Origin of the sequence: Corynebacterium aurimucosum (genome assembly GCF_030408555.1) — a bacterium.
GTDB lineage: Bacteria > Actinomycetota > Actinomycetes > Mycobacteriales > Mycobacteriaceae > Corynebacterium > Corynebacterium aurimucosum.
The window spans coordinates 187,606-200,508 of record NZ_CP047048.1 but is presented as its reverse complement, the minus strand read 5'-3'; the positions used below and the strand labels follow the sequence as shown (position 1 = coordinate 200,508).

The 12,903-nt window shown below is 61.6% G+C and carries 9 protein-coding genes; 6 read left to right on the top strand and 3 right to left on the bottom strand.

Annotated elements, in window-relative coordinates; all coding sequences use genetic code 11:
- Positions 1 to 138: 138 nt before the first annotated feature.
- Both CAURIM_RS00965 and CAURIM_RS00960 read right to left on the bottom strand, forming a co-directional pair.
- Positions 139 to 1,176 (bottom strand): aspartate-semialdehyde dehydrogenase, encoded by a 1,038-nt coding sequence (locus CAURIM_RS00965; RefSeq protein WP_010189987.1) that lies wholly within the window; start codon positions 1,174 to 1,176, stop codon positions 139 to 141.
- Positions 1,177 to 1,195: 19 nt separating this feature from the next.
- Positions 1,196 to 2,461: an aspartate kinase gene (locus CAURIM_RS00960; RefSeq protein WP_010189988.1), complete on the bottom strand. Its 1,266-nt coding sequence runs from the start codon at positions 2,459 to 2,461 to the stop codon at positions 1,196 to 1,198.
- A gap of 146 nt (positions 2,462 to 2,607) precedes the next feature.
- Between CAURIM_RS00960 and CAURIM_RS00955 the strand changes: the two genes are divergently transcribed.
- Entirely contained in the window at positions 2,608 to 3,480 is an 873-nt protein-coding gene (locus tag CAURIM_RS00955) for a DMT family transporter (protein ID WP_010189989.1), read from the top strand.
- On the opposite strand, the gene CAURIM_RS00950 is transcribed toward CAURIM_RS00955, so the two are convergent.
- Entirely contained in the window at positions 3,477 to 4,679 is a 1,203-nt protein-coding gene (locus tag CAURIM_RS00950) for a mannosyltransferase family protein (protein WP_010189991.1), read from the bottom strand. The genes CAURIM_RS00955 and CAURIM_RS00950 overlap by 4 nt on opposite strands.
- 286 nt (positions 4,680 to 4,965) lie before the next feature.
- On the opposite strand from CAURIM_RS00950, the gene leuA reads away from it, so the two are divergent.
- From leuA to CAURIM_RS00925, 5 genes are all read left to right on the top strand, one after another.
- A complete protein-coding gene (gene leuA, locus CAURIM_RS00945) occupies positions 4,966 to 6,780 on the top strand; it encodes a 2-isopropylmalate synthase (RefSeq protein ID WP_010189993.1) in 1,815 nt (604 codons plus the stop codon).
- A 307-nt stretch (positions 6,781 to 7,087) separates the two neighbouring features.
- A complete protein-coding gene (locus CAURIM_RS00940; RefSeq protein WP_010189994.1) occupies positions 7,088 to 8,743 on the top strand; it encodes a hypothetical protein in 1,656 nt (551 codons plus the stop codon).
- 99 nt (positions 8,744 to 8,842) lie between these two features.
- Positions 8,843 to 10,393, top strand: coding sequence for a hypothetical protein (locus CAURIM_RS00935; protein ID WP_010189995.1), 1,551 nt, complete (start codon positions 8,843 to 8,845; stop codon positions 10,391 to 10,393).
- 24 nt (positions 10,394 to 10,417) lie between these two features.
- Complete coding sequence (locus CAURIM_RS00930; RefSeq protein ID WP_010189996.1) at positions 10,418 to 11,707, top strand: Mur ligase family protein; 1,290 nt, start codon at positions 10,418 to 10,420, stop codon at positions 11,705 to 11,707.
- Complete coding sequence (locus CAURIM_RS00925) at positions 11,700 to 12,479, top strand: type 1 glutamine amidotransferase (RefSeq protein WP_010189997.1); 780 nt, start codon at positions 11,700 to 11,702, stop codon at positions 12,477 to 12,479. Before CAURIM_RS00930 ends, CAURIM_RS00925 begins: the two co-directional genes overlap by 8 nt.
- Positions 12,480 to 12,903 lie beyond the last annotated feature (424 nt).

Below are 12,903 nucleotides of genomic sequence, written 5' to 3'. Positions count from 1 at the left end.
CGCGCCTGTTTGCACTCTATAAGCTGGCTTTAAGGTTGTCCAGTTATCTGAATGTTTCCTGGATTTCGCAGATCATAGAAATGCTCCACGCCCAGCACGTGCTGTGTTGGGGCGTGGAGCTAAGTTAACGGGGGTTTCTTAAACCAGGAGCTCTGCAATCTGAATGGTGTTAAGCGCAGCGCCCTTGCGCAGGTTATCGCCGGAGACCACGAAGATGAGACCCTTGTTCTCCTCGACCGTCTGGTCTTGGCGGATGCGACCGACCAGGGAGAGGTCGATGCCTGCTGCCGCCAGCGGGGTCGGCACATCGACGACCTTGACGCCCGGCGCAGAGGACAGCACCTCGCGGGCCTGATCCGGGGTAATCGGCTTCTCGAACTCCGCGTGCACCACCATGGTGTGGCCGGTGAATACCGGAATGCGCACGCAGGTGCCAGAGACCTTCAGTTCCGGGATGCCCAAGATCTTGCGGGACTCATTGCGCAGCTTTTGCTCCTCGTCAGTCTCTTCCGTGCCATCATCGACGAGGTTGCCAGCCAGCGGCAGCGCGTTATACGCAATCGGGGCGACGTAGGGGCCCAGATCCTCCTCGGAGACCTCGAGCGCCGAGCCATCGTGGACGAGCTCCACGCTGCGGTCACCGATGGACGCTACCTGCTTAACCAGGGTTTCCACGCCTGCCAGGCCGGAACCGGAAACGGCCTGGTAGGAGGCGACGCGCATGGTGGTGAGACCGGCGGCGTCGTGAAGCGCCTTCGTGACCGGCATGATCGCCATGGTCGTGCAGTTCGGGTTCGCGATAATGCCCTTCGGGGTGTTGCCCTTTTCCTGCGGGTTCACTTCCGAGACGATGAGCGGCACATCCGGGTCCTTGCGCCACGCGGAGGAGTTATCCACCACGATGGCACCGGCCTCGGCGAAGAGAGGGGCATACTCCTTCGAGGTAGCGCCGCCGGCGGAAAACACAGCGACGTCGATCCCAGCAAGGCTTTCGACGGTCTGCTCCGCCAAATCTTCCACGACAATCTTCTCCTCGCGGAAGGTGAGCTCCTGGCCCGCCGAACGCGCGGAGGCAAAGAAGCGAACCGTATCGGCCGGGAAGTTGCGCTCCTCCAAGAGGGTGCGCATCACGCGGCCGACCTGGCCGGTGGCGCCTACAACTGCAACAGTGGTCATGACCTTAACTCCTTAATTCTTAGCGTCCGGTACCAGCATAAACGGTGGCCTCTTCCTCGCCACCCAGCTGGAACTTCTCGTGCAAAGCAATGGCTGCCTTATCGAGATCGGCCTCGCGGGTCAGCACAGAAATGCGGATCTCAGAGGTAGAGATGAGCTCCATGTTGACCCCAGCATCACGCAACGCTTCCGTGAAGTCGGCGGTGACACCCGGGTGGGACTTCATGCCTGCGCCGACGAGGGAGACCTTGCCCACCTGGTCGTCGTACAGCACGTTGGCCCAGTGGCCCTCCTCCTTGAGCTTGGCCAGGATCTCCATTGCCTTCGGGCCATCGGAGCGCGGGCAAGTGAAGGTGATGTCGGTGGTACCGGATTCCAGGGAGGACACGTTTTGCAGGACCATGTCAATGTTAATCTCAGCGTCCGCGATGGCGCGGAAGACCTTGGCTGCCTCGCCGGGGCGGTCCGGAATTCCCAAAACGGTGACCTTGGCCTCGGAACGGTCGGTGGCGATACCGGTAAGTACTGCTTCTTCCACGGGGATATCCTCCATTGATCCGGCAATCAGCGTGCCGGGGTCGGTTGAATAAGACGAGCGAACTCGAAGGGGAACGTTGAACGCGCGAGCGTACTCGACGCTGCGCAGGACCAGAATCTTGGAGCCGACGGCCGCCAGTTCCAACATCTCTTCAAAGGAAAGTTGGTCGAGTTTCTTGGCGTTATGGACGATGCGAGGGTCAGCGGTGTAGACGCCGTCGACATCGGAGTAAATCTCACACACATCGGCCTTAAGTGCTGCCGCCAGCGCCACCGCGGTGGTATCTGAACCGCCGCGGCCAAGGGTGGTGACATCACGCGATTCCTTATTGACGCCCTGGAAACCCGCGACAATGCAGATCTTGCTTTCTTCCAGTGCTTCGGTAAGGCGGCCCGGGGTGACGTCAACAATGCGGGCGTTTCCGTGGCGCTCGGTGGTGAGCACGCCGGCTTGGGAGCCGGTGAAGGATTGAGCCTGCGCACCCAAGGACTCCACCGCCATAGCAACGAGCGCATTGGAGATGCGCTCGCCAGCGGTCAGCAACATGTCCATCTCGCGCTGCGGCGGGACGGGGTTAACCTGGGCAGCGAGGTCTAGGAGCTCATCGGTGGTATCCCCCATGGCGGAGCACACGACAACCACGTCGTTGCCCTGTTTCTTCGTCGCCACAATGCGCTCCGCCACCGCGCGAATGCGCTCTGCGCTTTCGAGGGAGGATCCCCCGTATTTCTGTACGACTAGGGCCACTGATGGTCCCACCTTTCCTGTTTGTGAGGGCCAATATCTGTTCACCGCCCAATACCTATAGACCGGCAGCCAACTCCTTTAGCCTACCGCCCTTTGGTTACCATCGAAACACGTACTGGGTATTAATTCCAGGTAAGGTAGAAACGATGCTTTCAAACCTGGTCGCCGTTGCGTTTGCACTGGCCTCGGCACTAGTCGTGGCCTGGGGAACTGTCATACGCCACCGCATCGTGTTGGACGCCAGCTCCCGCAGCGTCATGCGTACCGCAATGCGCACACCCCTATGGTGGATTGGTACCGGCGCCGCCGTTGTCGCTTATGCTTTGCAGCTCATCGCGCTCCACTTCGGCACCCTGCTCATCGTGCAGCCCATCCTTGTCCTATCCCTCATGTTCACGCTGCCGCTTGCCGCCTGGTATTCCCGCCGGCCGATGCCGGCACGAGAGATCTTCTGGTGCCTGGCACTGACCATCGCGGTGAGCGTTATGGTGGTCTACGGGCGCCCCACCGCAGGCTTGACGACGCCCACCTGGTCCCAGTGGTGGCCCGCCTTCGCCCTTGGCGCCCTCACACTCACCGCGCTCTTCGTGGCAGCCTATAACCGCCCGGAAGAGTCCGCACTGGCACTCGGCAGCGCGTGCGGCATTCTGTACGGCTACGTGGCGCTCGTGGCCAAGGCGGTGGTTGATGTCCTCTCCCACCAAGGCATTGCGGCCTTGCTGGCTAGCTGGGAGCTATATGTGCTCATCGGGCTGGCGGCCGCCGGCACTGTCATCCAGCAATACTCCTTCCACGCCGGTGCCTTGGCGCACTCCCTTCCCGCCATGACCATCATGGAGCCCATCGTGGCTTTCGGCTTGGGCTACTGGGTGCTCGGTGAAAAATTTCAGGTCAGCAGCGTTGCGGGGTGGTGCGTGATGGGCGCTTCACTCATCATCATGATCGTCGCCACGATTGTCTTGTCACGCATTCCAGTCAACCCGGGAAGCACTCAGCGCGCAGAGCAAAGCCCGCGTTAGATCGCCCACTCAAAGACCACCAGCATGTACGCGGAAAACCACGCGGACCACAGAACCCACGCGCCGCACGCGGCCCACAGCACGCGCGGCCGCAGGGCACTAGCCGCGCGCACAACCCACGGCAGGATCAAGATAATGGCGGGCAGGAGGAGACGCGGGCGCGAGTGCATGATGCCGTCGGAAAGCAGCACATTCGCGCAGAGCGCAGCGCTAAACCACCAGGCCACCGGGGTAACCCTCCCCCATGCTGCCAGCAGCAGCACAGGAACGCCCACGATCACCAGGGTGGTGAGCAGGTAGCCCACGTCGTTGTTCTCAGTCAGGGTTTCCCACACGAACTGCACGGTTGCCGCACCGCCGTCAAAGGTGGAATTCCAATGCTCAGTTTGAATCCCGAAGTAGCCACCAGCATCTGCCAAATAGCGCTGCGTCCACAGTAGATATGCCGGTAGCGGGAGCGCTGCGACGACGAGGCCAAGCCACGCCTGCCAGGAGCGCCGCCCATAAATGAGCGCCCACAGAGCAAAGACGGCGAGGAAGTCGACGGAGGTCAACCGAACAAAGGATAAGGCGAAGCCGAATGCCGCTGCACGCCACCAGGCGCGATCATCTAAGGCTATAAGCCCCCACACCACCAGCGCCCCGAAGAGGGCCTCGGTATAGGGCATCGAAAATACGATAGACATCGGTGCGCTGCTCACCACGAGGGCCGCCGCACATTGCCCACGACGCTGCGCACCCACGCGCCGCGCCAAAACCATGACTCCGGCGGCCATGACTGCAGTAAGCAGGGTGTTAACAATGAGCGCGGCTATCTCCAGACTGATTCCAGTCCAGCCCAGCACCCGCAACAGCAAGGGAAAGCCCGGAAAGAAAGCCATAGTGATTTCATGGACCGGCCCATCCGTGTTGATGTCGGCGTCGAAATACCCCGCGCGCGCGATTTCCAGGTAGTACTTGGAATCCCAGGCTGTGAGCCGACCCCACATTTCCTGTTCATTAACCCCGGCAATGACGCTGAGAACAGTGATACGCACTGCGGTGCCGACAACCGCGACCAGCACGGCAACTGGTAGGAGCGCTAGCCTCCCCTGTGCACCTGCGGGGGAGGAAGGGGCTGATGAGGCACCTTCTACCTCGGTATCCGCCCCAGGCTCCGGCGTCGTCTTCGTGGAATTCTCTTCATGCACGCCAATCATCCTATCCACACCCCACCACGTCCCAATATGTGAAATCAGTTGCCACACAATGAGAAGCGTTGTATTGTGGCTCACATGACTTTGCGGCACACTCTTCTCCTTAGTAGCCGCGGCGGGATTTAGGTTTGTAGCTTTACGGCCAGCGCCCCGTCGCGGAGCGTGGTGATGCCAACACACACCACAGCTGGCCGTTCCCGTCAATTCGCCCCGTAGTTGCTCATCACAGCAACGCGGCGAAACAAACGCTTCAGGCCTCAGGCCTTCGATAAGGAAGAGAACAAACACCATGTCCCCGAACGATTCTTTCATCTCCGCTCCCCGCGAAATCACCACCCCAGCCGGCCCGCGCAATGACAACCAACCTGCCTGGAACAAACAGCGCGGTTCCTCGATGCCAGTTCACCGCTACCAGAGCTTCGCCGAAGAGGTCGAGCCGGTTAGCCTGCCTGACCGTACGTGGCCGGATAAGAAAATCACCGTGGCCCCGCAGTGGTGCGTGGTGGACCTGCGCGACGGCAACCAGGCCCTCATTGATCCGATGAGCCCCGAGCGCAAGCACCGCATGTTCGACCTGCTGGTCAAGATGGGCTACAAGGAAATCGAGGTGGGCTTCCCTTCCGCCTCTCAGACGGACTTCGACTTCGTTCGCGAAATTATCGAGGGCAACAAGATTCCCGAAGACGTCACCATTCAGGTCCTGGTACAGGCTCGCGAGCACCTGATCCGCCGCACTTTCGAGGCGTGCCAGGGAGCAAAGAACGTCATTGTGCACTTCTACAATTCCACCTCGAAGCTGCAACGCCGTGTGGTCTTCCGCAAGGACCGCCCAGCCATTAAAAAGCTGGCAACGGACGCCGCGGAGCTCATCAAGAGCATTGCCAAGGATTACCCGGACACCAACTGGCGCTGGGAATACTCGCCGGAATCCTTCACAGGAACTGAGCTGGACTTTGCTGTTGAGGTCTGCGATGCCGTTGTCGACATCATGGAGGCAACTCCAGAAAACCCCATGATCATCAACCTGCCCTCCACCGTCGAGATGATCAGCCCGAATGTCTACGCCGACCAGATCGAGTGGATGCACCGCAACTTTGCTCGGCGTGATTCCATTATCATGTCCCTGCACCCACACAATGACCGCGGCGAAGGTATCGCCGCCGCTGAGCTGGGCTACATGGCCGGTGCAGACCGCATCGAGGGCTGTCTGTTCGGCAACGGTGAGCGCACCGGCAACGTGGACATCGTCACCCTGGGACTGAACATGCTGACCCAGGGAGTGGATCCGCAGATCGACTTCTCCGATCTGCCGAAGATCCGCGAGACCGTGGAATACTGCAACCAGCTGCGCGTGCCGGAGCGCCACCCCTACGGCGGCGAACTGGTGTTTACGGCCTTCTCCGGCTCGCACCAGGACGCCATCAACAAGGGCCTGGACGCCCTGGCGCAGGAGGTACGCCCAGGCGCGAACAACACCGAGGTTTCTTGGGAAGAGCTGCAGGAAACCACCTGGGAAGTCCCCTACCTACCCATCGACCCGAAGGATGTCGGCCGCGATTACCAGGCGGTCATTCGCGTCAACTCGCAGTCCGGCAAGGGCGGCGTGGCCTACATCATGAAGACCGATCACGGCATCAACATGCCGCGCGCCATGCAGGCGGAGTTCTCCTCCGTGGTCCAAGCGGTGACCGATGCCGAGGGCGGCGAGGTCAACTCCAAGAACATGTGGGACATCTTTGCCAACGAATTCCTTGAGCGCACTTCCCCGCTGGAGCTGGTCTCCTTCCAGGTGGACAACTCCACCACGGAGGATGAGGACGCTAAGGTAACCGCGACCATCGCCTTCAACGGTGAAAAGCGCATCGTCTCAGGCATCGGCAACGGCCCTATCGCCGCATACGCTAATGCCTTGGAGGATGTCGGAATTGATTTTGAGGTCATCGACTACTCCCAGCAGTCCCGCACCTCCGGTGACGATGCGGAGGCAGCCTGCTACATTGCCGCCGAAGTCAACGGCGCCCAGGTTTGGGGTGCCGGCATCGCCGGCTCCACAACGCGCGCGTCCATCAACGCGATTACGTCTGCTGTCAACCGCGCTGACTAAATCCGCCACCAAGCAAGCAGAAGAAGCTCAGCCCTTCGGCTACCTTGTTCCCCTCCGCAAGCGACTTTGGATAGACATCCTGGAGCGGAGTATTTCTGCCAACGCCGCTAGCCTGCAACTCCGTGATGAGAATGCGCTGTTGTAGGCCAGCATGGCAGGTTATATAATGTATGGACACGACACTAACGCAATGAATTCTAACCCCCGTGTGCCTTAGAGGATTTTAGTTTGCACTATGGTATTCCCTCCTACGCTCGGTTGACCACCGCGCGCATGTGTCGCGGTTTGAGCAGTGAAGGCGAAAAATATGACGGTCACTAACTACGTTGTCCCCCACTGTGGTTTTGGTGAGCCCCGCCGCCTTACGGTTGGCACTGTCAACCCAGAGGTGTTTTTGCAGCTACTGTCTTCAGCAGAGGACAACCTTCTCCCTGTCACTCTGTGCGGGCACTCAAAATCCGGCTTCCGTGTCCGATATGAAGAGGACATCGTCGGTATCATTCCCGCCTCCCAATCCGCCGACTACGCAGAGCTGGATCCGATCATTGGCGCTGGATTAACTCCGCAAGCTACCGCAGAAATCCTTCTCCGTGAAGATGCGGAGACAGACGGAATCCCTTCGTTCGAGGTGCTGCTCCCCGAACCAGGTCTCTGCGTCCCCCAGAATGTCCCTCCAGCACAACGCTGGGGCTTACTCAGCGGGGATCACTCGCTGCACATCACTGAGTTTGCAAGCTCATCCCATTCCCTGCCGGAGCACCCCGCCCAACTCCTCGTGCGTTTGTCGAATAGCCGGCGCTTCTTCCGCCGCGCTATCGAGATTCACGTGGACGATGAGCTTGTTGCCACCATTCCGCACAATCAGGCCACACGGTTGAGCACTACTATCGCGGGTTTCAAACATGAGGGTCTCATCGCAGTTGCCCGCGCCTACTTCACACCGGATCCCGATTCCCCAACTCTCACGATCTACGCCGAAGAAGGAACGCCAGACACTTCTCTCGCCGAGGGAACCGCAAGTGTCATCGCGGCCGCGGCGGGGGCGGCTGCGGCGACGGTCGCGAACGCCGGTAAGGCACATGCAGCAATCTCGCCACTCGGAGGCACCCATGCTACTGCCGTAGCGCACACTGCAACTTCCACTGCTTCGCAAGGCGCGCAAGTTCTCTCCCTGAATTCCGCTGCGGCTAGCGCTACGGCTGGAACACAATTAGCTGCGGCCAGTACCGGTTTTAAGCTTGCCTGCGCAGCAGGTGCTGCTGTCGTAGTCGGTGGCACCGCGGGCGTTGCATTTTTGCCGGGCACACCACGCCCCAGCCATGATCATGTCACCGACTCAGCCATGACGGAGAACGGCACCTCGCTGCACGCTGCCAAGCCGGATAGAGATATAAGAACTAACAGCGAACGTTCCGCTACAGCGGAGGCAGCCAAAGGTACGCTCCCAGGCGCTCGCCGCTCCGAAAGCCAGGACGTCGAAGCTACCTCACGCACGCTCGATCACTCCGCTTTTCCAACCGCGGCAGAAACAACAGTGACAACGAAGCTGTCTGAACCAACGGAACTGCCCGAACCAACGGATCTGTCCGAACCAGCACTCCCGGGAGAGCCTGCAGCACGCACGCCGCATCTTCACGGCAATAGCCCCACCGCTGACGCGGGCACGCCGAGCCCGACGCCAGCCCCGCAGGCGACGCAACCTAGCCGGGCACCTTATAGCGCGCCTCGGACTGCGCCCGCCTCGACGCCAATTCCAGCGACGTCGGCACCCGATACCTCAGCTCAACCTACTCCACACACGCCACCGACCACCGCCCCTCCAGCGAACCAGGATCGTTCGGACGAAGGCGGCCAGGCCCCTGTGACTGTGACCGCTAGGCCGACTGCGACGCGAACCGTACAGCCACCTCAAGAACTCGTACCAGACCACGACGGCGATGTCACCGTCATCGAATTCGGTTAGCCCACGGCACAGCTCGCCTCTCCACCATTTAGATGGTTGACGCCTACGTCACGTGTGCCCTTTCCAGCTTCCTAGCAGTTGGGGACTAAACTGTGAACAATGACTACGACACCCGGCCCCTCCAAGCCTGCAACGCAACCTAGCGCAGCAGGGACGCCGGCCGCGGCGTCACCGAACACCAACGCCCCGAAGCCGGGACCACGCCCGCACCAGGCTGCCCAAAAACAGACCGGGAATGAGCAACAAACGGCCCAGCCGCACAAGGACGACAACAAGGACAAGGCCACCGCCCGCGAGGAAGCCCTCGCAGCTTTCCCCTTCGTGGCGCTGACCATCCAAACCACCGGCATCCACCCTTCCACCGGCAGACTGCTCACTGTGGATGCGCTAACCCTCAACGCCGAAGGCGAAATCGGCCAAGAGTTCCACGCCGTCATCAATCCGGGCGAGGACCCAGGCCCTAAACACCTGCACGGTCTCAGTGCTGAGGAAGTCCAGGCAGGACAGTCCTTTTCCATGCTCCTCAAACCACTGGACCGGCTCATCGATGGCCGCACGCTCATCGTCCACGACGCCCCCTACACCTGGGGTTTCATCGTCTCAGAGGCACGCCGCGCAATGACCGCCGCCGCCCGCCAAAACCGCGCGCGCAATCGCAACCGCGGCAAAGGCCGGCGCCGCCGATTCAAGGTGGGACACGTTCCCACCCCAGTGGCGATCGTGGATACCCTCGCCACGGCTCGTCGCCAAAGCGTGTGGGGCACCGATATTCGTCTGGCAACAGTTGCTCGCGATACCGGCCTTCCAGCGCCTGACCCCACGGCCAGCGTCGAACGTGCGCAGAAGCCGGAGAAGGAGACCTCCCGCGAAGCAACCCGCCTGCTTGTGGATCTTTATCGCGCGCAAGCTTCAGGCCCACTGAGCAGTGCAGCACCGGATGATCTGCGAGCGGACCGTTTTGGGCTGCAGCGTTCCCACGTCCGCGTCGACGCTGCTGAAGCGCCCCGCCAGCACCACAACCCTGGCGCGTATGTGCCCGGCAAGGAGCTCATCCGCGGCATGGAGATCGTTGTAGCCCCGGAAATCACCGAGGACCCCGATACCATCATCGCCGCCCTAGCCCGCGAGGAGCTCAACTACTCGGAAAAGCTCACCCGAGAAACGTCCCTGGTGGTCTGCAACATCACCACCAACCTCGTGGGCAAGCCCATGCACGCTCACCGCAAGGACATCCCCCTGATGTCCGACGTTGCCTTCCTTGCCGCTCTCGAGCGCATCGAGGAACCCACGGAGCCAGAGGAAGAATCCGGGTCTAAGTCAACGGGTAACTCGGGCGGACGCCACAGCAGCGGACAATCCAACCGCAATCGTTCCACGAACAAGAACCGCCGCCGCTCGCGCCGCAAGTCCTCCGGTACTCAGCACTCTGCCAAGCAGGAACACGCGCAGAAGAAGCACCAGGGCTCTTCGTCCGACGGATCTGCGAGTGACAAGCGCGCCCAGTCGGACTCCGACTCGAACAACCGGAACAGGGGCGGCAATAAAGGTCGCCGCCGTCGCCGGCGCGGTGGACGTGGCCGCCGCGGTAGTGGCAACCACCAGAAGCAGCAAAACTCGGGACACAACCGCTCACACAACACCGATAGCTAAGGTCCCCCGACTACTCTGGGGAACATGAATTTTAACTTCCGAAGCGCGTTTTCTTCCGCGCGCACTGCGGTCGCTACCACCGCTGCGGCGCTGGCCACCACCGCCTCGCGCGCCACGGGCCGCGGCGCGGGCGGCATGATTGGCGGACTCATCGCCAATGCCATCGACCCCACCATCATGCAGAACTTGGCCAATCAGCGCCCGGCTATCCTGGTCACCGGAACCAACGGCAAGTCCACGACCACGCGCATGCTGGCCGCCGCAGTGCGCGCCGAACACACCGTGGCCACCAACGATGGTGGCGACAACATGGATGCGGGAATCATCTCCGCGCTCTTGGCCGGCAAAGATGCGAGCCATCTAGTCCTTGAGGTAGACGAGCTTCACGTTCCCCACGTCGCGGATAATCTCAACCCCACCGCGCTGGTGCTGCTGAACCTTTCCCGCGATCAGCTGGACCGCGTGGGTGAGATCAACAAGATTGAGCGCGCCTTGCGCGGCGCCGTCGAGGCCCACCCGGACATGCTCGTCATCGCCAACTGCGATGACGTCCTCATGACCTCCGTGGCCTATGACGCGAAGAATGTCATTTGGGTTTCCGCGGGTGCCGGCTGGATGGGTGAATCCGTCACTTGCCCGCGCACTGGGGGCCACATCGTACGCGAGGGCGAGGACTGGCACGCGGTCAAGCCGCTTGCCGACGGCCGCGCATTCCGCCGCCCCACCCCCACCTGGGCAGTGACGGAGGACGGGCTGGTGAGCCCGGAGGGCGTCGATAAGCTGCGCCTTTCCCTCCCAGGCCGCGCGAACCGCGGCAATGCTGCCCAAGCCGTCGCCGCCGCGGTCGAAGCTTTCGGCGTGGACCGCCACAAGGCCATTGCCGCTGCGGAAGGCGTCGATGATGTGGCCGGACGCTACTCCACCATCACGCTGGGCAAGCGCACGATTCGTCTCCTCCTGGCCAAGAACCCGGCCGGCTGGCAAGAAGCGCTGTCCATGGTGGACCGAGAGGCAGATGGCTTGGTCATCGCCGCCAATGGCCACGTCGCCGACGGTATTGATATGTCCTGGCTATGGGACGTTCGCTTTGAGGACTTCGAAGGTATTCCCGTCAAGGCAGCGGGTGAGCGCGGCACCGACCTCGCAGTGCGTTTGGTCTATGCGGATATCTCGCACGAGCTCATCGCAGACCCACTCGCCGCTATTCAATCCTGCCCGGAGGGCCGCATCGAGGTCTTGGCCAACTACACCGCCTTCCGTGATCTGAAGAAGGCCCTCACCGCCGCAGCAGCAAAGGAGCACTCGAATGACTAGCCTGCAGATTGGCCTCATCCTCCCTGACATCCTGGGTACCTACGGCGATGACGGCAACGCCCTGGTCCTGCGCCAGCGCGCCCGCATGCGCGGCCACGAGGCTGAGATCGTGCCCATCAAGCTAGGTGAGCCGGTGCCGGATTCTCTCGACGTCTACACCCTTGGCGGCGGCGAGGACACCGCGCAGATTCTCGCCGCAGAGCACCTCATCGCCGATGGCGGCCTGACCCGCGCGGCGGCCGCGAAGCGCCCGATTCTGGCGATTTGTGCAGGCCTACAGGTACTCGGCGAGTCCTTCCGTGCGTCCGGCCGCGTGGTGGATGGTGTGGGGCTCATCGACGCCACCACCGCCTCCATGACCGAGCGCGCTATCGGTGAGGTAGCCACGGAACCGACCAAGGCCGGAATCACCGCTGAGCTCACCGAGCCGCTCACCGGTTTTGAGAACCACATGGGTGCAACCATCCTGGGGCCTGCCGCCCAACCGCTGGGAACGCTCACGCGCGGAACCGGCAATGCGGATACCGCCGCCATTCTGGACCTCTCCGACAGGGCCGTCCAGCGCGGTGCCGAGGGCGCGGTACAGGGCAGCGTTATCGCCACCTACATGCACGGCCCCGTCTTGGCGCGCAACCCGCAGCTGGCGGATCTGCTGCTGGCCAAGGCCATGGGAGTCGCGCTCAGCGAGCTTGAGCCCTTGAACATCCCTGCCATTAACCAGCTGCGCACCGAGCGTTTTAACGCCTCGGAGCCGCCGCGCTCGCAGCGCTAGATATCAATAGAAGTAACTAACTGAACCGATTGACCACAACCTTCGGCACACGGTACCGTAGGCAACGGACGCACTAAGGTGCTCCACTTCCGAAGCTCGTGTGAACAACACGAGTTTTCGCGTATCCAGGGGGTGTTCCTATATAGTTTGTCAACCTCGCGGGTGGATTAGCCGGGGTTATTCGGCAGGGCGAAGGCGATCCCTCGCCCACTTTTCGGCCTCTTCAGTCGCAGCGGTAGACGCGTCCAGAGCGTTCACGATGCTCCGTTGCTGGCCACCATCAAGACGATCCTACTGCTCGTTCAAGGCCGCGACGATGATCGCCTGGGCGTGCACGCTGACCCCAATCTGAGTGTTCCCGATACTGCCCAGGAGCAGCGAGCCCATATGACTACTTGTTCAAGTCGGTTAGAATCCAAGCACT